Origin of the sequence: Saccharopolyspora erythraea NRRL 2338, assembly GCF_000062885.1 — a bacterium.
Lineage (GTDB): Bacteria > Actinomycetota > Actinomycetes > Mycobacteriales > Pseudonocardiaceae > Saccharopolyspora_D > Saccharopolyspora_D erythraea.
This window is the reverse complement of the sequence record NC_009142.1, coordinates 3,484,140-3,505,859: the sequence shown is the minus strand read 5'-3', so window position 1 is coordinate 3,505,859 and position 21,720 is coordinate 3,484,140. Positions and strand designations below refer to the sequence as shown.

At 70.9% G+C, this 21,720-nt stretch carries 17 protein-coding genes and 1 pseudogene; 9 read left to right on the top strand and 9 right to left on the bottom strand.

The annotated features are described in order from the left end of the window. Window positions 1–95: 95 nt before the first annotated feature. On the bottom strand, window positions 96–386 hold the full coding sequence (locus SACE_RS15390; protein WP_173401311.1) for a YrhK family protein: 291 nt from the start codon (window positions 384–386) through the stop codon (window positions 96–98). Window positions 387–565: 179 nt separating this feature from the next. On the opposite strand from SACE_RS15390, the gene SACE_RS15385 reads away from it, so the two are divergent. Further along, window positions 566–1,390, top strand: a complete 825-nt coding sequence (locus SACE_RS15385) for an SDR family NAD(P)-dependent oxidoreductase (protein ID WP_009949064.1) — start codon at window positions 566–568, stop codon at window positions 1,388–1,390. A gap of 321 nt (window positions 1,391–1,711) precedes the next feature. Beyond that, complete coding sequence (locus SACE_RS15380) at window positions 1,712–4,378, top strand: glycosyl hydrolase family 65 domain-containing protein (RefSeq protein WP_009949065.1); 2,667 nt, start codon at window positions 1,712–1,714, stop codon at window positions 4,376–4,378. 82 nt (window positions 4,379–4,460) lie between these two features. Here SACE_RS15380 and SACE_RS15375 read toward each other — a convergent pair whose 3' ends face one another. From SACE_RS15375 to SACE_RS15355, 5 genes are all read right to left on the bottom strand, one after another. Then, window positions 4,461–5,246: a class I SAM-dependent methyltransferase gene (locus tag SACE_RS15375; RefSeq protein ID WP_009949066.1), complete on the bottom strand. Its 786-nt coding sequence runs from the start codon at window positions 5,244–5,246 to the stop codon at window positions 4,461–4,463. Then, on the bottom strand, window positions 5,243–6,439 hold the full coding sequence (locus tag SACE_RS15370) for an MAB_1171c family putative transporter (protein ID WP_009949067.1): 1,197 nt from the start codon (window positions 6,437–6,439) through the stop codon (window positions 5,243–5,245). Before SACE_RS15370 ends, SACE_RS15375 begins: the two co-directional genes overlap by 4 nt. Next, window positions 6,436–6,930 carry a hypothetical protein gene (locus SACE_RS15365; protein WP_009949068.1) on the bottom strand — a complete coding sequence of 165 codons (495 nt, stop codon included), beginning with the start codon at window positions 6,928–6,930 and terminating at the stop codon, window positions 6,436–6,438. The genes SACE_RS15370 and SACE_RS15365 overlap by 4 nt, the downstream gene beginning before the upstream one ends. Before the next feature lie 77 nt (window positions 6,931–7,007). Further along, complete coding sequence (locus SACE_RS15360; protein WP_009949070.1) at window positions 7,008–7,478, bottom strand: hypothetical protein; 471 nt, start codon at window positions 7,476–7,478, stop codon at window positions 7,008–7,010. A 480-nt stretch (window positions 7,479–7,958) separates the two neighbouring features. After that, entirely contained in the window at window positions 7,959–8,429 is a 471-nt protein-coding gene (locus SACE_RS15355; RefSeq protein WP_011873948.1) for a VOC family protein, read from the bottom strand. 195 nt (window positions 8,430–8,624) lie between these two features. Between SACE_RS15355 and SACE_RS38320 the strand changes: the two genes are divergently transcribed. Then, window positions 8,625–8,789, top strand: a complete 165-nt coding sequence (locus SACE_RS38320; RefSeq protein ID WP_009949072.1) for a hypothetical protein — start codon at window positions 8,625–8,627, stop codon at window positions 8,787–8,789. A 100-nt stretch (window positions 8,790–8,889) separates the two neighbouring features. On the opposite strand, the gene SACE_RS15350 is transcribed toward SACE_RS38320, so the two are convergent. Beyond that, window positions 8,890–9,501, bottom strand: coding sequence for a LysE family translocator (locus tag SACE_RS15350; protein ID WP_029621910.1), 612 nt, complete (start codon window positions 9,499–9,501; stop codon window positions 8,890–8,892). A gap of 263 nt (window positions 9,502–9,764) precedes the next feature. Here SACE_RS15350 and SACE_RS15345 point away from each other — a divergent pair, with 263 nt between their 5' ends. Further along, window positions 9,765–11,810, top strand: a complete 2,046-nt coding sequence (locus SACE_RS15345; RefSeq protein ID WP_011873946.1) for a neutral/alkaline ceramidase — start codon at window positions 9,765–9,767, stop codon at window positions 11,808–11,810. 94 nt (window positions 11,811–11,904) lie between these two features. Here the strand turns inward: SACE_RS15345 and SACE_RS15340 are convergent, their stop codons facing one another. Further along, window positions 11,905–12,510, bottom strand: coding sequence for a DUF4360 domain-containing protein (locus SACE_RS15340; protein WP_231850059.1), 606 nt, complete (start codon window positions 12,508–12,510; stop codon window positions 11,905–11,907). A 355-nt stretch (window positions 12,511–12,865) separates the two neighbouring features. Here SACE_RS15340 and SACE_RS40390 point away from each other — a divergent pair. After that, a pseudogene (locus tag SACE_RS40390) lies at window positions 12,866–14,603 on the top strand (DUF4153 domain-containing protein). 24 nt (window positions 14,604–14,627) lie between these two features. On the opposite strand, the gene SACE_RS15330 reads toward SACE_RS40390, so the two are convergent. After that, the gene (locus SACE_RS15330) at window positions 14,628–16,724 is read right to left on the bottom strand and encodes a sensor domain-containing protein (protein ID WP_011873945.1); all 2,097 of its coding nucleotides are present in this window, start codon (window positions 16,722–16,724) and stop codon (window positions 14,628–14,630) included. Between the two features lie 415 nt (window positions 16,725–17,139). On the opposite strand from SACE_RS15330, the gene SACE_RS15325 reads away from it, so the two are divergent. From SACE_RS15325 to SACE_RS15310, 4 genes are all read left to right on the top strand, one after another. After that, entirely contained in the window at window positions 17,140–18,009 is an 870-nt protein-coding gene (locus tag SACE_RS15325; protein ID WP_009949081.1) for a HalD/BesD family halogenase, read from the top strand. A gap of 61 nt (window positions 18,010–18,070) precedes the next feature. Further along, window positions 18,071–18,997, top strand: coding sequence for a methyltransferase type 12 (locus tag SACE_RS15320; protein ID WP_009949082.1), 927 nt, complete (start codon window positions 18,071–18,073; stop codon window positions 18,995–18,997). Next, a complete protein-coding gene (locus SACE_RS15315; RefSeq protein ID WP_173401310.1) occupies window positions 18,948–20,759 on the top strand; it encodes a choline/carnitine O-acyltransferase in 1,812 nt (603 codons plus the stop codon). Before SACE_RS15320 ends, SACE_RS15315 begins: the two co-directional genes overlap by 50 nt. A 442-nt stretch (window positions 20,760–21,201) precedes the next feature. Then, on the top strand, window positions 21,202–21,633 hold the full coding sequence (locus SACE_RS15310) for a CBS domain-containing protein (protein ID WP_009949085.1): 432 nt from the start codon (window positions 21,202–21,204) through the stop codon (window positions 21,631–21,633). Window positions 21,634–21,720 lie beyond the last annotated feature (87 nt).

Here is a 21,720-nt window from a genome sequence, read left to right as displayed (position 1 = left end):
AGGTGGTCCCGCCAGCGGGACACCGGATCAACCCGGAAGACCTGCCACGCGGGGAGCCCCGGCGACGGTCACCGTTCGGTCCACAGTAGACCTGATCAGAAATCCTGGTCGGACTCGTGCTCGATGCTTTTCTGCACCTTCCTCAGGTGCAGGTGGCGGACCAGGCGGATGGACGGCCGGATCGCCAGCTCGATGCTGCCCAGCAGGAACATCCACACCCCGGCGGTCGTGGTGAGCGGACTGAAGAACAGCAGGCTCCCCACGATGAACCAGAACGCGATGAGGATGTCGTTGACGATGCTGGCCATCTCGTAGCGATGGCGCAGCAGCAACTCGCCGTGCCCGATGCGCCGCACCCACGGAGTGGAGGCTGCTGGGTCCGTCATGTCCAGAGTGTCACGCCACCGGCCCCAGCTCGCAGCACTGCACGCACGAGAAGCACTGATTGAACCGTCGGGTTCAAGTTACTGTCCTGATTAGTTGCCTAGCACGATCAGTGTCGCTACGGTGAACCAACGAGTTCAAAATCATGTCCTGATCGAGCAACCACCTCGGACGGAGAAGCGTGAAGACCATCGTGATCACCGGCGGAACGGACGGCATGGGCCGCGCGCTGGCGCAGATCTTCCTGGAGCGCGGCGACCAGGTCGTCATCGTCGGCCGCGACGAGCGCAAGGGCCGGGATTTCCTCGACGCCGCAACCGGGATCGGCGTCCGGGAGCGGGCCACCTTCATCGCCGCCGACCTCAGCCTCGTCGGCGAGAACCAGCGGCTCGTCGAGCGGATCGCGACGGACTTCCCCGCGGTCGACGCACTCGTGCTGTGCGCACGGCACTACCGGGCGACGAGACTGGAGACCGGCGAGGGGCGCGAGCACGGTTTCGCGCTGTTCTACCTGAGCCGGTTCGTGCTCAGCCACGGTCTGCTCGGGAACCTGGAGAAGGCCGAGTCGCCGGTCGTGGTCAACTTCTGCGGGCCGGGTGCCGACTTCGGCGAGATCCGCTGGGACGACCTCGAACTGGCCCGCGACTACCACGGCAACACCGCGATGGTCCAGGGCGGCAAGCTCAACGACCTGCTCGGCGTGGCCTTCGCGGCGCACCACCCCGGCGCCCGGACCCGCTACGTGCTGTACGGGCCGGGCATGGTGTCGACCAGCTTCTCCGGCGAGTACGACGCGGAGTCGGCCGCGCACGTCGCGTACGCCAAGGCCAACGGCAGGTCCGTCGCCGACGGCATCGCTCCCGCGGTCGCCCTGGTCGACTCGCCGCCCGCGGAGCCGCTGAGCGCGTTCAACGCCGACACACCGGTCAGCTTGGCGGGCCGGTCGTTCGACCGGTCCGACGCGATGCGCCTGCACGCGCTGACCTCGGAACTGCTGCGCCGGTGACACCTCGGCACCGCCTGTCCGCCCGGTGACCACGCTCCGGTGTCGCACGACGACACCGGGCCACCGCGCGCACATTTCGCCCGATACGAATTTTCTCGCCGCCCACGTCGATCACACGACATGCCCACCTGGGCGAAACGATTTGCCGTATACACCAGCGGAAAGCCGTGACCAGCCGTTTCCTCGATCGCGGCGCCCGAACAGGGCCTCGCGTCGACGGCTGGAGCCCCGGCTGCGAGTGACGAACCCGTTCTTGACTCCTCGTCTCCGGCGAGGTTAGGTCACCGACTACTTCGTTCTGAACCGAACAAGAGGTGACCGATGCGAACGACCCGTGCCGTCAGCGTCGTCGGCGGGGCTTTACTCGTGGCGGCGAGCGCCGTGGTGCCCGTCGCGCTGACCGCGGCCCCCGCGGCGGAGACGTCCGGGCTCTGCGCGAGCGACCGGGGCTGGGAACTGTCCACCGACCGAATCGATTCCGACTACACCCGGCATGCGTTCGTCGGGAACGGTTACCTGTCGCAGCGAGTGCCGCCGACCGGCAGCGGATACGCCGCGACCGGCGAGAAGACGGGTTTCCCGCTGGAGACCCCGCGCTTCGACGGCGCTTTCGTCGCCGGCCTCTACGGCGAGGGGCCGAGCTCGCAGAGCAAGCAGCCGCGGCACGCCATCGCGGCGATCCCCACGTGGTCGACGCTGAACGTCCGGGTCGGCGACCAGACGTTCGGTCCGAACACACCGCCGGAGCAGATCTCGGGCTTCCGCCAGGCGGTCAACCTCCAGTGCGGCGTGGTGCGCACCTCGCTGACCTGGACCACGCCCGACGGCCACGCCACCGACCTGACCTACGAGGTCGTCGCCGACCGCGCGCACCCCAACGTCGGCGCGGTGCGGATGCGGATGACTCCGCGCTGGGACGGTCCGGCCGAGGTCAGCGGCGCCATCGACGGTGCGGGCGCGCGCAGGCTGCACCCGACCGGCGGAAAGGCCGAGGGCGGCACGGTGCGCGTCGGGTTCGAGACCGACGGTGTCCGCGCGACCGGCACCGTCGCCTCGACACTGCGGGCCGACTCCGCCGTCGACGCCGAGCCGGTGCAGCAGCGGGTCGACGGCCTCAACGCCGAGCAGCGGCTCGGCTTCGCCGCCCAGCGCGGTGAGACCTACGAGTTCAGCAAGTTCGTCGGGGTCGACACGTCGGTGACGACGCCGGACCACGCGGCCTCGGCGGTGCGGGCGTCCCGCGAGGCCGCCGACCGGGGCTGGGACGAGCTGTTCGGGGAGCACGCCGAGCGGTGGAAGCGGTTGTGGGAGAGCGACATCCGCGTTCCCGGCAGGCCCGACCTGCAGAACTCCCTGCGTTCGAGCAAGTACGCGATCCTGTCCAGCATCCGCCAGGACCACGGCTTCAGCGTCCCGCCCGCGGGCCTGAGCAGCGACAACTACGCCGGACTGATCTTCTGGGACACCGAGCTGTGGATGTATCCCAGCCTGCTGCTCCAGCACCCGGACATCGCGCGCTCGGTCGTGGACTACCGGGAGAAGATGCTCGGGGCCGCGCGGGCCAACGCCGCCTCCATCGGCCAGAAGGGCGCGTTCTACCCGTGGACCAGTGCCGACAGCGGTGAGCTTGCCAAGGACTGCCACAGCTGGGATCCGCCGCACTGCCTGACCCAGAACCACCTGCAGAGCGATGTCGCGCTGGCCGCCTGGCAGTACTTCCTTGCCACCGGCGACCAACGCTGGCTGCGCGAGCACGGCTGGCCGGTGCTGCGCGGCGTCGCCGAGTACTGGGCCGGTCGCGTCACCGCCAACCCCGACGGCAGCTACTCGATCAACAACGTCGCGGGTCCGGACGAGTACAGCAACGGCGTCAACGACGGTGTGTTCACCAACGCCGGGGCGGCCGTGACCCTGCGCAACGCGACCGAGGCCGCGAAGCTGCTCGGCGAGCAGGCCCCGCCGGAGTGGACGGGCATCGCCGACCGGTTGCGCATCCCCTACGACCCGCAGCAGCAGGTCTTCCAGCAGTACGACGGCTACGGCGGGCAGAAGATCAAGCAGGCCGACGCCGTCCTCCTGCAGTACCCGCTGGAATGGCCGATGCCGCCGGAGGCGGCGGCCAGGACGCTGGACTACTACGCGCCGCGCACCGACCCCGACGGACCGGCGATGACCGACTCGGCGCACGCGATCGACGCCGCCGCGACGGGCGAGCCCGGGTGCACCACCAACACCTACCTGAACCGCTCGATCCGGCCCTTCGAGAAGGACCCGTTCGCGCAGTTCTCCGAGGCGCGCGGCGAGCGGGCCGGTGAGGGCGCCGGCGCGCCGACGTTCAACTTCCTGACCGGTGCCGGCGGCTACACCCAGGTGTTCACCCACGGCCTGACCGGGCTGCGGTGGCGCGGCGACAGGGCGGTGCTCGACCCGATGCTCCCGCCGCAGTTGCCCGGCGGGGTCGAGCTGACCGGGCTGCACTGGCAGGGCCGCACCTTCGACGTCCGCGTGGGCGAGCACGAGACGCAGGTGCGCCTGCGCGAGGGCGAGCCGTTCACCGTGGAGGCGCCGGACGGGCGGCACGTGGTCAGCCGGGACGCGGCGCTGACGCTCAAGACGCGCAGGCCGGACCTGGTGCCGACCGACAACCTGGCGCGCTGCAAGACCGCGAGCGCGACCAGCGAGGAGGCCGGCAAGTACGCCGAGGCCGCCGTCGACGGCAACACCGCCACCACCTGGGCGCTGAACGGCGCGCAGGGTTCGGCGACGGTGGATCTCGGTGCGCCGCGGCGGATCTCCGGCATCACGCCGCGGTGGCCGGAGACCGCACCCACCGGTTTCCGGCTGCTCACCTCCGTCGACGGCAGGGAGTTCACCGAGGCGGCAGAGCAGATCCCCGGCGGCAGGCTCGCCCGCTACGTCCGCGTCGAGCTGACCGGACCGGCCGGGCCCGAGCACACCGGGCTCAGCGAGCTGGAAGTGCGCGGCTGATGCGGTGGTCTCCGGGCGGCGGCCACCGCCGCCCGGAGACCACCCGCACCCGAGGTCCGGTCAGGCCGGGGCACCGAGCCCGTCAGGGCGCTCCCGGTGCCCGGCCCCAGGCCGCGAGGGTGAACTGCGGGATGTCGACGAAACCGGGCTCGGCCAGCAGCCGCTCGAACTCCTCGAGGTCGGACCGGTCGATCCCGCCGTCGGCGACCAGGGCGGATGCCACCTTCGCGATCAGCGGCCGCCAGCGGTCCTGCTCCAGGTTTCCCATGCAGGCGGGCTTGCCGGTGAACCCGATGGAACCCAGCCCGTTGGAGCCGAGCAGTGCGGGCAGGCCGCGCGCCCACGTCAGGTCCGCGCCGTGGCGCTCGAAGTTGCGCTTGTAGGCGGCCATGATCCGCTCGACCACCGGGAACGGCGAGGTGTCGGCGGGTAGCTGGTAGGGATCGGTGATCACCAGCCAGCCGCCGGGCCTGAGCCAGCGCACCGCCCGCGCGAGCAGTTCGTCCCGCTCCGGCAGGTGGCAGAACAGGAACCGAGCGTGCACGAGGTCGAAGCGCCCCGGTTCGAAGCCTTCCGCGGTGACGTCGGCCTCGGTGACGGTGAGGTTGGCCGCGTCCCCGGCGTCGAGGTAGCGGACGTCGTTGTCGACCGCCTCGACGTGGCCCTCGGGGCAGTGCCGCGCCAGCCAGCGCGCGATCGAGCCCGCGCCCGCTCCCAGCTCCAGGCAGCGCCAGTCCGGCGCGAGCCCGAGGCCGCGGATCACCGCGGTGCTGAATTCGTCCACACTGGACTGGATGGAGCCCAGGCGCTCCCGCTCCCCCGGCAGGTCCTTGCTCAGCGCGCTCGCGCCGTATCCGGACGTGCTCACCACGTCTCCTGCCGCGGCAGCGCCGACTCGCCGCTCCTGCGGTGGCGCTCCGCGAAGCGCCGGACCGACTCCGAGCGCTGCGCACGGGCGACCGCCTCCAGGAAGCGGATCTCCGAGGCCAGCTCGTCGCCGGACGGGTCGTGCTCGGGTTCGGGCACCGACGCAGAGGCGGCTGGCTCGTCACCGGAGGCCTTGGCCGCGATCGCGACCTCCAGCCAGCACGCGGTCACCGCGGCCTCGGTGTCGCCGACCGGTACCGGGTCGGTCCCGACGTGGGCGCGGGCGGCCTCCAGCACGTCGTCACCGACGTAGTCGCGCAGGATCAGGATCGCGTCCCTGATCTCGATCACCCGCCGGTACAGGCGCAGGTCGACCGACCACCTGGGCAGCCCGCCGACGGTGTGCTGCGGCAGCGCGATGCTGGGTGCGGCGTCGACCAGCCGCTCCCACAGCGGTTTCAGCCTGCGCAGCGAGCGCCGACCGGTCCGCACCGCGAGGGCCCGCAGGATCACCGGTAACGCCACGCCCGCGGTGATCAGCCACGTCGTCACCGCGATGTTGAGCGAGAACAGCGCACCCAGCCACGGCGGGCGGAACAGCAGGAACCCGATGATGACCGGACCCCAGAAGAACGTCGAGGACGCGAACCCGGCGGCCAGCAGCCGCAGGCCGAGGCGCAGCGGACCCGAGGAGGCGGCGCGCCGGGCGTAGCGGGCGCACAGCACCGTGCACGGGGCGACCGCCGCCACGTGCGCGGCGCTGAGGATCCACCAGAACGGGCTGTACCAGGGCACCGACACCGAGGTGACGCAGCCCGACTGCGGCGCCGAGACCGAGTCGAGCACCACCAGCGCGACGCTGACCAGCACCGCGTTGCCGTAGACCAGCCACAGCCTGCGCCTGGCCACCGCGGCGAGCACGAAGTCCAGGATGAACGCCGAGCTCAGCACGCCCCACAGGTTCATGAAGATGCCGCAGCTGTCGGCGAAGACGTAGGTCTTGCGCAACAGCGCGGTGACCGGGTCGAGGTAGACGGTGACCGACCCGGCGATGCCGATCGCGGCGATCAGCAGGCGGCGCGACTGCGGGGAGCGGATCGCCGAGGGAAGCCGGACCAGGATCGCGATCCACAGCGCGACGGCGCCGACCAGCAGCGCGTCGGCCCCGAACTGCTTGAGGGCGGCCAGCGTCATACCGTCCCGCCCGGGACGCCGAGCGCCGCTTCCAGCTCGCCCAGCACTCCCGTCGCGCTCGGTGTGCGCGCGGCCGTCCTGATCAGGCTCGCCACCAGTTCCGCCTCCTTCTCCTCCGCCGTTGAATAGCCGGTGCGGGTCAGCAGCCGCTCGACGAGCTGCGGGGAGAGGTCGGGCAGCAGTCGGCTCAGCATCTCGCCCCCGGTCATCGAACCATCACCGTGCTCGCAGACGATGTGGCCGATCTCATGCAGCAGGATGTGGTCGCGGTGCAGCCGGGTGGTGCGCGCCTCGATGAAGATCACGTCGCTGTCGGCAAGGCGCACCCACGCGCCGCAGGCGTTGACCGTGAAGCGACCGGGCAGCGTGCGCACGTGGATGGGCCGCCCCCGCTGCTCGGCCAGCGTCTCCACCAGCCCCATCGCCGAGAACGGCCGGGGCAGGGTGAGCCCGCCGACCAGTTCCTGGCACCGCCTGTAGCTGCCGTCCATCGCCATCGTCTCGCTGTCGTTCCCGATCGGGCATCTGCGGAACACATCGTGCCGCCGACACCGGGCGTTGTACATGGCTAGCCGCCTTCCGGAGCCTGCCCCGCCTCCTCGTCCAGCGGCTCCAGGCGCTCGATCTTGCGCGCCTCGGAGAGCATCGCCAGCACGGCGCTGAGGGTGTCGTCGGAGAGCCCGTCGGCCCGCAGCGCGATCGAGCGCACCTTCTGGTTGCGCAGCGCGATGGCCAGGTCGAGCTGGGCGTTGACCTTGGACTCCACCTCGTCGTCGAGGAAGTACTCACCGGGTACGCCGAAGAACTTGGCCAGTGTGCTCAGCGTGCCCTGGGTGAGGTTGCTCTTGCGTCCTGTCGCCAGCTCCCACAGGTAGGTGCTCGACATCGGCTCGCCGGTCTGCCTGCGGATCTCGGCAGCCAGCTTGGCGAAGCCCGGCCGGGACTGCCGGTCCGGGTACAGCGTGGTGATCAGGTGGTCGAGCTTCGCATCCAGTCGCGACCCGGCCGGTCTGCGCTCACCGCCGCGTTCCGGGGTCATCCTCGGTTCCTCACGCTCAACGGTCATTCCCCCGTGGCCCAGCCCCCACCCCGGCGTCCGCCCTGGCGGATACTCGGCTCGGACCACATCGTCAAGTGGCCACCATACTCCCGCCAAGTCGCCGGCCGGGAGCACTTGCGCGAATCACCCCTGCGTCCGCTAGAGTGGACAAGGTCTGAGAGGGCCTGGGGGCCTCTCAGACCCCGGAACGTTCCGGACCGCGGCCGCGCGGGGGCATCGCGCGGATTCGCACCGAACGTGGGTCTCCACGTGGGCAGCGGGTTGGGATACGATGCGTTAGGCGTCGTCCTCCCGGTGACCCCCAGGCCGGTTGAGGACGACGCCCTTTTTCTTCCGATCACCTCGCCGTGCCAGGTGCCGGCACCCATAGTCTTCCGGGCCGCCATGGCAATCAAAAAGACTCACGGGACCCGACCTCGGCGCGGGAACGATTCCCCTGCCGTCGCCCAGGAACCGCTCCTACTGCTCGTAGGCGTCGACGAGGCGCTGGATGTCGAGCTTGCCCATCCCGAGCATCGCCTTCATCACCCGCGCGGACCTGGCCGGATCCGGATCTTTCAGCATGTCCATGAGCACCGTCGGAACGATCTGCCAGGACAGCCCGTACCGGTCGTTGAGCCACCCGCACCGGCTCTCCTCACCGCCGTCGGTGAGCTTCGCCCACAGCTCGTCGACCTCCTTTTGCGACTCGCAGTCGACGAACAGCGAGATCGCCTCGGTGAACCTGAACCGCGGACCGCCGTTGAGGGCGATGAACTCCTGTCCCGCCAGCTCGAAGTTCACCGTCATGACCGAGCCCTCGGGCCCCGGCCCCGCTTCGCCGTAGCGCTGCACGTGCGCGATGCGCGAGTCCGGGAAGATCGAGGTGTAGAACTCGGCGGCCTCCTCGGCCTGCCCGTCGAACCACAGGAACGTGGTGATCTTCTGCATCGTCGGTCTCCCGCCGCCGGTGGTGGATGCCACGAGTAGAGCACCGGGCACCGACATCCGCCGCGTCTCCGCGACGCCGGCGCGGCCCCTCCCCTGTGGACCGCGCCGGACGCGCCACATGCATCCTGATGCAGCAAGGAGATGGCACTGGGGGGTTCCTCCGGGAACACCAGCCGACCCCGAGGGAGAAACACCATGAGCACCGATCCGGACCGCACTCAGAGCGAACAGACCGACCACGACGACAGCGGCGCCCCGGCGCACGCCGCACCCGAAGGCGCCGAGCGGCACCCGCTGATCGACCTCTCCCGCGACCCGCACCCGGGCGTCGCCGACCACGCCAAGCCGGACGAGGACTGACCGGCGCGGGTCCGCGGCGACCGCACGCGGGTGACCTGGAGAAGGCGGGGCGGGGACGCCGTGGCGCCCCCGCCCCTCTTCCGCGCTCGGGAAGGAAGCGTCACGCGTCGGCGAACGCCAGCCGGACGCCGAGAGCGCCGAAGGCCCCCGCGAACACGCGGCGCATCCAGGTCAGCACGCGGGGACGGGAGATGACGTGGTCGCGCAGCGCCGCGGCGAACACGCCGTAGCCGACGAACACCACGAACGTCAGCAGCATGAAAGCCGCGCTCAGCTCGACCATGCGCAGCAGGCCGCCTGCCTCGCCCGCGGGGACGAACTGCGGCAGGAAGGCGAAGAAGAAGATGGTCAGCTTGGGGTTGAGGATGTTGACCAGCACTCCCGAGAGGACCACCTTCCCGGTCGAGCGCTCGGCGGTCTCCCGCTCCACCGCGAGCGCTCCCCTGTCGCGCAGCGTGCTCCACGCCATGTAGAGCAGGTAGGCCACGCCCAGGTACTTGAGCACCTGGAACGCCGTCGCGCTGGTGTGCAGCAGCGCCGCGAGCCCGGTGACGGCGGCCAGCACGTGCGGCACGATCCCGAGCGTGCACCCTACGGCCGCGACCGCACTCGCCCGCACGCCGCGCGAGAGCCCGGCCGCCATGGTGTAGAGGACGCCGGTCCCCGGCGTCACGACGATGACCAGCGATGTCAACCAGAATTCCAAGCTCAAGGCAGCTCCCCTCCAGTGCACGGCGCCGCAGGCGCGCTCGTCGCGCCGACGCCGCGCCGGCGACATTACGGCAGAACCCGCACCGGCCCGGGGTATTGCGCGTTCTCCCGCCGAGGGGTAAGAACTCCGCAAAACATGATTTCTATTCGCATTTTCCCGTTGGCTCGCCGGACGCGGATCTCCCGCACTGGCCAGACGCCGCGGGACGGCACCGGCGGATCCACCCGGCGCCAGAGCAGGCCACTGTCCACTGAGGAGTTCGCATGGACGACCGCACCACGAGTTCCCGCCGGACCGTGCTGCGCGCGACCGCGGCGGCGGCAGGACTCGGCCTGGCGGCGTCGCGGCCGGGGCCCGCCGATGCCGCCGGAACGGCTTCCTTCCTGGCGGGGCGCGGGATTTCCGACGCCACGGGCGAGGTGGCCGAGTGCGGGATGATGGGTTACGGCCGCTTCGACCAGCAGGCCGCGGGGCTGCACACGCGGCTGCGGGTGCGCTCCTTCGTCATCGCCACACCCGACGGCGGTGACCGCGTCCTGCTGATCGTCGTCGACTCCCCGATGATCTTCGAGAGCGTGCACCAGGCCGTGCTGCGCCGCCTCGGAGAACGATTCGGCGACCGCTACACCGAGCAGAACGTGCTCATCACCGCGACCCACACGCACGCGGGCCCCGGCGGCTACTCGCACCACCTTCTCTACAACCTGACCACCACCGGCTTCCACCGCCGGACCTTCGACGCGGTCGTCGACGGCATCGTGGAGTCCGCCGAGCGAGCCCACGCCGACCTCGCGCCCGCCGAGCTGACCCTCACCCACGGCGAACTGCGCGACGCCAGCGCGAACCGCTCCCGCGCGGCGTTCGACCGCAACCCCGGCGACATCAGGGCGCACTTCCCGGACGCGATCGACCCGCAGACCTCGCTGCTGCGCATCGAGCGCTCCGGCCGCGCGGTCGGCGCGGTCAACTGGTTCGCGACCCACGGCACCAGCATGTCCGGCGACAACAGGCTGATCAGCGCCGACAACAAGGGGTACGCGGCCTACCACTGGGAGCGCGAGGTCGAGCGGGTCGACTACCGCGCCGATGCCGATCCGGGCTTCGTCAGCGCGTTCGCGCAGACCAACGCCGGGGACATGTCACCGAACCTGGACCTGCGGCCGCCGACCACGCCGGAGGACTTCGAGCGCACCCGCGTCAACGGGCACCGCCAGTACGAGGCCGCGGCCCGCCAGCTCGGCTCGCCCGGTGCCCGGCTCACCGGTGGTGTCGACTCGCGGCTGGTCTACGTCGACCTCTCCGATGTCGTGGTCTCCCCCGAGTTCACCGGCGACGGCAGGACCCACCGGACGAGCAAGCCCGCGATCGGGGCGCCGATGGCGGCGGGCAGCACCGAGGACGGTCCGGCGTTCCCGGGGTTCGCCGAGGGCGAGAACCCCCTCTGGGACGCCGTTTCCGGCTCGGTGGTCTACGGCCCGGCACCCGAGCTGCGGGACGCCCAGGCACCCAAGGCGATCGTGGTGCCGGTGGGCGCGATGAACCGCGTCTACCCGTGGGTCCAGGAGCAGGTGCCGGTGCAGCTGGTCCGCGTCGGGCGGCTGCACCTGATCGGCATCCCCGGCGAGGTGACGATCGGCGCGGGACTGCGGCTGCGCCGGACGGTCGCCGGGATCGTCGGCGCCGACCTCGCCGACGTCCTCGTCGCCGGCTACGCGAACTCCTACTTCCACTACGTGACAACGCCCGAGGAGTACGACGCGCAGCAGTACGAGGGCGGCAGCACCCTGTTCGGGCGCTGGCAGCTGCCCGCGCTGCAACAGGTCGTCGCCGAGCTGGCGACCGCCATGCGCGACGGCAGGCGGTTGCCGCTGGGTCCGGTCCCACCGGACCTGTCCGGCTCGCAGCTCTCCCTGCAACCCCCGATCGTCATGGACGTCCCGCAACCGATGCGCGCCTTCGGCGACGTGCTGACCGGGCCGCGCGACTCCTACCGCGCGGGCGAGCGGGTCTCGGTCGTCTTCGCGGGCGCCCACCCTGGCAACGACCTGCACCGGCGCGGCACCTACCTTCAGGTCCAGCGCGACGAGGGGGGCCGGTGGCGCACGGTCGCCGACGACGGTGACTGGTCCACGAGGTTGCACTGGGAGCGCGACGGGATCGCGGCGTCGAAGGTGACCATCACCTGGGACGTTCCGGGCGATGTCGGGCCCGGCGGATACCGCATCCGCTACCACGGCCACGCCCGGCACCTCACCGGCGCGATCAGCGCGTTCACCGGCACCACCCGCACCTTCACGGTGTCGCGCTGAAGACCATCCGCGAAGGGATGCCTGTGCGGGCCTGTTCCGCCGGGCCCGGCGGAACAGGCCCGGCGGAACAGGTCGTCTCAGCTTTGCCGCCCCGTCACGGCTTCGGGCACTCCTTCCACTGGAAGTGGTAGGTGGTCTCGAGGTTGCCGTCGGTGGAGTCCATCGACATGAAGCTCGTCTTCGCCGGGTCCGAGGTACCGGCGTCCACCCGGAGTTCGGTGTTGATGTTGAAGTTGCGCTGCTCACCGCACGGCTTGTAGACGATCGCGCCGACCTCGGTCGCGTCGGTGACCTGCCAGTTGTCGCTCATCGGACCGGAAAAGGGTGTCTGGAAATATTCCGTCTGCGACATTCCCTGGAAATAGTAGCTCGCCTTTGCCAGACCGGTCGCGCCCGGTTCCAGGTGGGCGAAACCGCGGTAGTCGGCGCTTGCGATTCCGTAGGTGAAACCCTGCGGGATGTTGACCACGAGGTTCAGCTGGCAGTTCTTGCGGAAATCGGTGGGCGCCGATCCGGGCCCCACCTTCACCAGGTAGTCGCTGTAGCTGACGGTGAAGGAGGTGTTGTCCGGCGACACCGCGACGGCGGCGGTTCCGGCGGGGCAGCCGGAGCCGTTCACGGTGGCCACGTCGATGGTGATCCGGCCGGCCGGCGGGGGGACGTCGTCACCGATGATGATCGTGGAGGGAAGTACGGCCATCGCCGTCAGGACGGCGGCCGGGAGCGCAGCGAACATGGCGAATGCCTTTCGTCGAAAATCGAACAGACAAGACGTCACTGCTGTGAAACTGCGATGAGAGTAGCGGCGCGGACGGTTTGCGCACGCCTCTGAACGGACCAAAGTGGGCTATTCCTCGAAAACTGTTAAACGATCACACCGAAGGGGTCGGACCATTGTTGCCCGGACGCGGAAAACGACCGCACCGCAATTGTGGGACGACCGTTCCGGTCGGATCGGAGGAGGAACCCTCCCGGAACCGGTGCACCCGAAGCGGTGAACCTGGCGCCCTCCGATGCGTCTGAGGGAGTGACGGCCGACGAACGACTGGAGGATCATGTCCGGCAACCCCGACGACACCCGGGGCGCCCGCGACCGCGCGGACGCCGACGCGCAGCCCGCGGAGGTGCCCGAACGGGACGCCCATGAGGAGACTTCGGGCGAACCCCAGCCGCAGGACGCCGAATCCCTGGCTCCAGGCCAGGAGCAGGACGAGGCCCAGCGCCCTCCGGTTCCCGGTCCGGACCCGGCCCCCACTCCGGCCCCGGCCCGGGCTCCGACTTCGACGCCGAGCTCGGTTCCCGCCCCGGCCCGGACGCCGATGCCGACTTCGGTTCCGGTTCCGCACGGTCCCACGCCGGGCGGTGGCCGGCCGCCTCCCGTGCAACCGGTTCCCCCGCTGTTCGACGGCTTCTGGCCCGCGCCCGAGACATCGCGAGCCCCGGTCGTCCTGCTTGCCGCGTCGCTCGGCGGGGTCGGCGGCGCGCTGTTCGTGCCGCTGGGTACACCGGGCATCGGGTGGCCGCTGCTCGGTCTGGCGATCACGGGCGCTCTGCTGCCAGCAGGACGCCGGGCGCAGCGCGAGGTCCGCCCGATGCAACTGCTGTGGGCGGCGATGGCGTTGATGCTGCTCGGCGTCTGCGCGTTCCGGGCAGCGGAGTGGCTCTGCGCGCTGTGCGTGCTCACCGCCTGCGTCGCCGCCGCGCCGGCGGTCGCCGACGGCCGCGACGTGCGGACGTTCGCGGTGTCGGCCATGGCGGTTCCGGTAGGCGCTCTCCGCGCGCTGCCGTGGTGCGTGCGCGGAATGCGCGGGAGGCCGCCGCACCAGCGGAGGCATGCGCATCGCTGCGTCGGTGGCGGTGGGGGTCCTGCTGCTGCTCGTGTTCGGCGCGCTGTTCGCCGACGCCGACGACGGGTTCGCCGAGCTGGTCCGGGCGCTCACACCGCGCTTGGACGGTCTGACCTTCTTCCGCTGGACCTTCGTGCTCGGCTTCTTCGCACTCGTCTGCCTCGGGGCCGCGTTCACCCTGGTCCACCCGCCGCAGGTCGCCGAGGCCACCGGGTCGGGCAGGACGCTGCGCCGCCTGGAGTGTGCGATCCCGGTCGGGCTGCTGGTGCTGCTGTTCGCGGTGTTCGTCGCGGTGCAGAGCACCCCGATGTTCGGCGGTGGTCAGCACGTCCAGCACACCGAGCGGCTGACCTACGCCGGATACGCGCGAAGCGGCTTCTGGCAGCTCATGCTCGTCACCATCCTCACGCTGCCGGTCATCGCGGCGGCCGCGCGCTGGGCGCCCAAGCGGTCCGCGCTCGACCGCAACCTGCTGCGCGGCCTGGCCGGGATGCTGGCGGTGCTGACCCTGCTGATCGTGTTCTCCGCGCTCATGCGCATGTGGGCGTACCAGGCGGCCTACGGCTACACCGTGCTGCGGCTGCTGGTGATGGCCTGCGAACTGTGGCTGGGAGTGGTGTACCTGCTGGTCATCGCGGCTGGTGTCCGGCTGCGTGCGCGCCGGCCGGCCAGCGCGGTGGTCGGCACCGGCATGCTGGCGCTGCTCGCACTGGCCGCCCTCAACCCGGAGGGCCTGATCGCCGGACGCAACATCGACCGCTTCGAGACCACCGGCAGGCTCGACGGGCACTACCTGGCGGATCTGTCCGCCGACGCGGTCCCTGCGCTGAGCCGGTTACCGGAGAGGGAACGCACGTGGATCACCGACGCGATCGGGCGATCCGCACCGGGCGGTGACTGGCGCACGTGGAACCTGTCCGACCACCTCACGACCAGCGGTCCCTGATCCCGTCGGCGGCTCGCGCGGCCTTCAGGGCTGGTGGTCGGGCAGCGGCAGCGGGCCGCCGGCGACCACCGCGCGGAAGTCGGCCTGGGGCAGCGGGCGGGAGAACAGCCAGCCCTGGTGGGCGTCCACGCCGAGCTCGTTGAGCAGGTGGTACTGGGCCGCGGTCTCCACCCCCTCTGCGACGCAGCGGCGGTCGGTGGCGTGGGCCATGTCGATGGCCGACCGCACGATCGCGCGGTCGGCCTCCTGGGTCTCCAGCCCGGAGATGAACTGGCGGTCGAGCTTGATGACCTGCGCGGGCAGGTCCTTGAGCCGCGCCAGCGACGAGTACCCGGTGCCGAAGTCGTCCACGGCGAACGACACGCCGAGCCGGATCAGCGCGTGCATGGCGTCGCGAGCCGCCGCCGACAGCTCCACCAGCGAGGTCTCGGTCACCTCGAGGACGACCCGGTGCAGGTCGATGCCGGAGTCGGCGAGTATCGCCCCGACCGCGTCCAGGAAATCGACCTCGGCGGAGAACCGGCCGCTGAGGTTCACCGAGACCCGCACCGGACGCCCCCGCGCCTGCCGCGGCCAGCCGACCGCGTCGCGCAGCGCCGCGCGCAGCACCCACAGGTCCAGTTCGTGCAGCAGGTTGCCCTGCTCGGCGATCGGCAGGATCACGTCCGGCGACAGCAGCCCCATCCGCGGGTGCGGCCACCGCACCAGCGCCTCGGCGCTGACCACAGTCCGGTCCCGGTCCACGATCGGCTGGTAGTGCAGGCGCAGCCCGTCGGTGCGCAGCGCCTCGCCGAGCTGCTCCTCCAGCCCCATCTGCTCGGCGAGGCTGGCGGTCAGCTCCGGGTCGGCCAGCACCACCCGGCCGGGCCCGTGCCGCTTGGCGCGGAACATCGCGGCGTCGGCGAAGCGCAGCAGGTCCTCGCCGCTGGTACCGGACTCGGGGAACATCGCCGCGCCGACCGAGGCCGAGACCCGCACCAGGTGCCCCCGGACCGGCACGACCATGCGCAGCATGCCCGCGACCCGGTCGGCCAGGACCCGCAGCCCGCCGACGGCGTCGACGTCGGTGGAGGCGATCAGGAACTCGTCGCCGGAGAGGCGGGCGACCGCGCACTCCTCGCCCAGCTCCCCGCGCAGGCGCTGGGCGACTGTCACGATCAGCTCGTCGCCCGCCGCGTGGCCGAGCGAGTCGTTGATCCGCTTGAAGTTGTCGATGTCGCAGAACAGCACGGCCAGCCGCCCGGCGTTGTCGAGCAGCTCGTCCACTCCCCGCCGGTTGGGCAGCCCCGTGAGCGCGTCGTGGGTCAACTGGTGCTGGAGGGCCTCGGCCTGGTGGATGCGTTCGGTGACGTCCTGGAACACCACCAGCCAGAAGTGGCTTCCGTCGTCCTGCACCGAGAGTGCGCTGTAGACGTCGCAGTGGATCGGCTCGCCGTCGGAGCGCAGGAGCACCCTCGACCGCGACACCGGAGTCTCGGGCTCCTCCTCGCTCAGGGCGTTCTCCGAGGTCAGACCCCCGCCCCCGTCGCGGGGGTGCAGCAGGTCGGCGCCGGTCATCTCGAGCACCTCCGCCCTGGGGTGGCGCACCAGGCGGCACAGCGCGTTGTTGACCTCGCGGACGCGGTCGTTGTCGTCGACGAAGCACACGCCGACGGGGGCGAGGGCGAGCAGGTCGGAGAAGCGCCGGTACGAGCGCTGCTGGCGGGCGTGCGCCTCGCTGTCGTCGCGGACGACCTTGACGAAGCCCTGCAGCACGCCCTGTTCGCTGCGCCGGGCGGCGATGATGAGGTAGGCCCAGAAGCGGGTGCCGTCCTTGCGTATCCGCCAGCCCTCGTCGATGTGCACCCCGGCTTCGGCCGCTCGTTCGAGCTCCTCCTGCGGGTAGCCGACCGCGGCCAGCTCCGGAGGGTAGAAGACCGAGAAGTGCCGCCCCAGGATCTCCTCGCTGCGGTAGCCCTTCAGCCGCTGCGCGTCGGGGTTCCAGCTGGCCACCCTGCCCTCGGCGTCCAGCGAATACACCGCGACCGTGCCGGGGCCCGCTTCGGCCGGTCGGCTCGCCTCGCGGCGCGCCCGGCGACCCCGTCCCACCGCGGCCAGGACCTCGTCGTGTCGATCGATCATGCGCTCCACCAACCCGCCGAACCGCTGGTCCGCAGCGGCGCCGGGCTCCCTCCGGCGAGGACACCCCACCTCGCATACCCCGCCGGAGCAAATCGGACACACCATCGGGTGACGGGTCGCCCGGTGCGGCCGGCCTCCGGGGTCGCCATGACGACAGGGCGGCCGGTCTCGGCAACGGGGCGGGAAGGTTCCTTACATGATCTTGTGCGGCACCCACAATATGGCCACGATCACGAACTCGACCACCCGTATCGCTGTCGCACGTCAGGGCGGTCGCGGGATATGAAAACCGCACGCGGAAAGCCCTCATCCGCCACCCGCTCGCGAGGCGGCGGTAACCGCCCCGGCCGGTGTTCGTTGGGCGGTTCGAGAACCCGTCCAGGGTGGGTGAGCTTCGGACGTGGAGAGGATCCTGATGAGCGCATCGGAAGCCGGGCTGGTCGAGCAGGTGGTCGACACCGGTCGTTATCCGCTGACCGATCCGGACAGCACCGCCTGGAAGGACGCGGTCGACCGCGCGCGCCGGGATCTGCGGGAGCTCGGATGCAGCGTGCTGTCCAACTTCGTGCGTTCCTCACTGCACGAGGAGCTGCGCGCCGAAGGCGCCGCGATCGCACCGCTGGCGCACTACGACGTCGAAGTCGTCAACGCCTACAACATCGCCGTCGACGCGGAACTGCCCGAGGACCACCCGGCGCGCACCGCCATGGAACGCGGCAACGCCTTCGTCGCGCGGGACGCCATCCCCCGGCAGGCCATCATCCACCGGCTCTACACCAGCGAGCTTTTCCAGCGCTTCATCGCCGAATGCGTGGAGGTCCCCAGGGTCCACGAGCTCGCCGACCCGCTGGCGGGGCTGTGCCTCAACGTCGTGCGTCCGGGCATGGACCACCCCTGGCACTTCGACACCAACGAGTTCGCGGTCAGCCTGCTGACCCAGCAGTCCGAGGACGGCGGGGTCTTCGAGTACTGCCCGGGCATCCGGTCGGCGCGCGACGAGAACTTCGGCGACGTGCGCGCGGTGCTGGCCGGGGACGGCGAGCACCTGGTCCGCCGCATCGCGCTGCGTCCCGGCGACCTCCAGCTGTTCCGGGGGCGGTACTCGCTGCACCGGGTGACCACGGTGCGGGGTGCGACCGCCCGGCACACGGCGATCTTCGCCTACAGCGAGCGCCCCGGGGTCATCGGCAGCGTGGCGCGGACCAAGCAGATCTTCGGCCGCGTGCTGCCCGAGCACCTGGCCGCCGAGGGCCGCGCGGTGCGCGTCGACCAGCTGCTGGACTAACGAGCAGGCCGGCACGGCGAACCCGGGTACCCGCCCGCGAAACCGAACAGGAGCACGGTCCGTGCGTCTCGACGCGACAGGGAAAGTCTCACTCGACCAGATCTACACCCGTCCCGATCCCCGCCCCTACTTCCGCACGCTGCGCGATCTCGGCTACTGCATCCCGCAACTGGCAAAACCGCACTTCGCCGAGCTGGTGCGGGAATACCGCGAGGCCACCGGGGTGCGGGTGCCGACGATCCTGGACATCGGCTGCTCCTACGGGATCAACGCCGCGCTGCTGCAATGCGATCTGACGATCGACGACCTCTACGAGCACTACTGCGACCACGGCGCGGACGAACGCGACCGCGACTGGCTGCTCTCACGCGACCGCGATCTCATGCGTTCGCGGGGCAGCAACGCGGGAATGCGGTTCGTGGGCCTGGACAGCTCCGGGCCCGCGCTCTCCTACGCGCTGTCGGCCGGCTTCCTCGGCGGCGCGGTGCACGCCGACCTGGAGACGCGGGAGCCGACTCCCGGGCAGCGCGCCGAAATCGCCGCAGCCGATCTGGTCATCTCGACCGGTTGCGTGGGATACGTCGGTGAGCGGACCCTGTCGGCGGTGGCAGGCGCGCACGGCCGGCGCAAGCCGTGGATGGCGCACTTCGTGCTGCGGATGTTCCCGTTCGACCAGATCGCCGCCCGCCTCGCCGAGGCGGGCTACGAGACCGAGGAGCTGCCCGGCTTGTACCGGCAGCGCCGGTTCGCCTCCCCGCAGGAGCAGTCGCAGGTGCTGGATACGCTGTCCCGCGCCGGGGTGGATCCGCGGGGACTGGAGGCAGACGGCTGGTTCTACGCCCGGCTCTTCGTCTCCCGGCCGCGAGTCGCCGCGGCGAGCGCGGTCGTAGAGCCGGCTTCGCCGGCCGACAACGATCCGTCCACCATCGAAGTCGAGGATGAAATTGAACAGCAGCCAAGTGTGGTCGCCCCGTACCTTCGGCAATGAGCAGGAGCTGCCACGGGTGCCGCTGCCGGGGTTGGAGGACAGCTGCCGGCGGTTCGTCGAGTGGTGCGCGCCGCTGCTGACCGAGGCCGAGCTGGCCGAGACCGAGGCCGCGGTGTCGCGGTTCCTGCGTCCGGACAGCGCCGCCCGCGTGCTGCACGCCGCGCTGGAGGACTACGACGCCCGCGAGGACGTGCACAGCTGGCTCGACACCTTCTGGCCGTACCGCTACCTGGGCCGCCGCGACCGGATCGCGCTCAACGCGAACTTCTTCTTCCTGTTCCGGGAATCGCCGCTCGGGCAGGTGGAACGCGCTGCCGCGCTCATCTCCGGTGCTCTCGGGTACAAGCGGCTGCTGGACGCCGAGGAGCTGCCGCCGGTGATGCAGCGCGGACGTCCGCTGTCGATGGAGCAGAACAAGTTCCTGTTCTCCACCACGCGCATTCCCGGGCAGGTGCAGGACACCGTCCGCGCCCCCTACGGCGACGAGTCACCCGGACCTTCGAAGGCGCGCCACATCGCCGTTTTCCACCGCGGGAACCTGTTCCGGATGGACGTGCTGGACGAACGGGGAGAGCCGTACTCGACCGACGACCTCGGCGCCGGCCTGCGCGCGGTCATGAAGGCGGGCGCGAACCGGGCGGCGACCGGGAGCTCGGTCGGGCACCTGACCACCAAGGCACGCGCGGAATGGGCCGACAGCCGGGAGGCGCTGCTGGCGCTGGATCCGGCCAACGCCGAGGCGCTCGACGCCGTGGAGACCGCGCTGTTCTGCGTGTGCCTGGAGGACTTCGCCCCGCAGGACACCCAGCAGGCCTGCGACCACCTGCTCCACGGCGACAGCGGCAACCGCTGGTTCGACAAGGCCGTGTCGCTGGTCGTCTTCGCCGACGGCACCGCGGGCATCAACGTCGAGCACTGCGGCCTGGACGGCACCACGATCCTGACCTTCGTCGACGCGCTGCTGGAGGAGTCGTCCGAGGCGCCCGCGCGCACGGCGGAGCAGGGCGTGCCTGCCGCGGAGGCGATCGAGTTCGTGCTCGACGACGCGTTGCGGGCCGACGTGCGCGCGGCCGCCGACGCGTTCGCCGACTACGCCGCAGGCACGGCCACCACGACGGTGTCCTTCGAGGACTTCGGCGCGAACCGGGCCAAGCAGCTCGGCATGTCGCCGGACGCCTTCGTGCAGATGGCCTACCAGCTCGCGCACAAGCGCAGCAAGGGGCTGACCGGGGCGACCTACGAGTCGATCGCGACCCGCCAGTACCGGCACGGACGCACCGAGGCGATGCGCGTGGTGACGCCGGAGGTGCTGCGCTTCGTGGCGGTGATGGACGACCCGCAGGCCGACGCGGCCACCCGCAGGGATGCCTTCCGCGCCGCCGCGGACAAGCACGTGGCGCGGGCCAGGGAGTGCCAGGCCGGGCAGGCTCCCGAGCAGCACCTGTGGGAGCTCCAGCTCATCCAGAAGCGCCGCGGCGGTGAGCTCGGCGCCACCGAGCAGCTCGACCTCTACGAGTCCCCGGGCTGGCTGAAGATGCGCGACGACTACCTGAGCACCAGCTCGGCGCCCTCGACCAACATCCAGTACTTCGGGTTCGGCTCGACCAGCAGCCAGTGCATCGGCGTCGCCTACGTGCTGCTGCCGGAGCGCTTCAACATCTACCTGAGCACCCCGCGGCAGGTGGCCGACGAGATGTACGGCTTCGCCGACCGGCTCCGCGAAGCGGTGGGTGAACTGCAGGACCTGCTCGGCCAGGAGTGAGACACCCGCACCGCTGAAGTGGCCCCACCTCGCCGAGGTGGGGCCACTTCGACGTCGGGGACGCGTCAGGGCGACCGAAAACCGCATCCCCGCCCCGAGTTCGCGGACACAGTGGACAGACCGCGCCGACGAACAAGGGAGCGCTTCCGGCGGTCGACCGACCGCTTCGAGGTCGCCGGAAGAGACCCCGCGCCGCGGCCGACACCGGGTCAAAGACCCAAGCATTGGTTCGAACCATTCGCTGTGCCGCGGCTCCTCCGCTTGGACTTCGTCGGGCGTTGCGCCCACCGCTACCATGAGTAGCCCGCGGGGATCCGCGGTGCCCGCGCCGAACGATCGTTGTCGCGCCGGACCGCCGCCCTCCGCACCGGCCGCCGAGCAGCCGCCAGCCGACCGCCCAGGACCGATCCACGAAGACGTGACCGACCGGGAGGTACCACCCATGCGCATCTCCGAGATCCTGAGCAAGAAGGGCTCCGACGTCGCCACCATCCGCCCGACCGCCGCGGTGAGCGAGCTGCTCAGGATGCTCGCGCACCACAACATCGGCGCGATGGCCGTGGTCGGCGAGGGCGAGGACCTGCTGGGCATCGTCTCCGAGCGCGACGTCGTGCGCCGCCTCGACGAGCGCGGCGCGGAGCTGCTGACGGCCACCGTCGCCGAGATCATGACCACCAGCGTCATCACCTGCACGCCCGCGGACGCCGTCGAGAGCCTCACCGAGATCATGACCGAACGCCGCATCCGCCACCTGCCCGTGGTCGAAGGCGGGGCGCTGGTCGGCATAGTCAGCATCGGCGACGTCGTCAAGAGCCGCATCGACGCCCTGGAGCAGAGCCAGGAGCAGCTCGAGTCCTACATCACGCAGGGCTGACGACCTCGGCCGCCTGCTGTCCTGCCGGCGGGCGGCACGTGCCGCGGTCCGCTGAAACGGTTGCGAAAACGGGAAATCACCGCTGAG

Bases quoted from the DNA above. Each gene is read 5' to 3' on its own strand.
- SACE_RS15390 (WP_173401311.1), bottom strand. From the start codon at position 386: ATGACGGACCCAGCAGCCTCCACTCCGTGGGTGCGGCGCATCGGGCAC.
- SACE_RS15380 (WP_009949065.1), top strand. From the start codon at position 1,712: ATGCGAACGACCCGTGCCGTCAGCGTCGTCGGCGGGGCTTTACTCGTG.
- SACE_RS15370 (WP_009949067.1), bottom strand. From the start codon at position 6,439: ATGACGCTGGCCGCCCTCAAGCAGTTCGGGGCCGACGCGCTGCTGGTC.
- SACE_RS15365 (WP_009949068.1), bottom strand. From the start codon at position 6,930: ATGGACGGCAGCTACAGGCGGTGCCAGGAACTGGTCGGCGGGCTCACC.
- SACE_RS15360 (WP_009949070.1), bottom strand. From the start codon at position 7,478: ATGACCCCGGAACGCGGCGGTGAGCGCAGACCGGCCGGGTCGCGACTG.
- SACE_RS15355 (WP_011873948.1), bottom strand. From the start codon at position 8,429: ATGCAGAAGATCACCACGTTCCTGTGGTTCGACGGGCAGGCCGAGGAG.
- SACE_RS38320 (WP_009949072.1), top strand. From the start codon at position 8,625: ATGAGCACCGATCCGGACCGCACTCAGAGCGAACAGACCGACCACGAC.
- SACE_RS15345 (WP_011873946.1), top strand. From the start codon at position 9,765: ATGGACGACCGCACCACGAGTTCCCGCCGGACCGTGCTGCGCGCGACC.
- SACE_RS15340 (WP_231850059.1), bottom strand. From the start codon at position 12,510: ATGGCCGTACTTCCCTCCACGATCATCATCGGTGACGACGTCCCCCCG.
- SACE_RS15330 (WP_011873945.1), bottom strand. From the start codon at position 16,724: ATGATCGATCGACACGACGAGGTCCTGGCCGCGGTGGGACGGGGTCGC.
- SACE_RS15325 (WP_009949081.1), top strand. From the start codon at position 17,140: ATGAGCGCATCGGAAGCCGGGCTGGTCGAGCAGGTGGTCGACACCGGT.
- SACE_RS15315 (WP_173401310.1), top strand. From the start codon at position 18,948: ATGAAATTGAACAGCAGCCAAGTGTGGTCGCCCCGTACCTTCGGCAAT.
- SACE_RS15310 (WP_009949085.1), top strand. From the start codon at position 21,202: ATGCGCATCTCCGAGATCCTGAGCAAGAAGGGCTCCGACGTCGCCACC.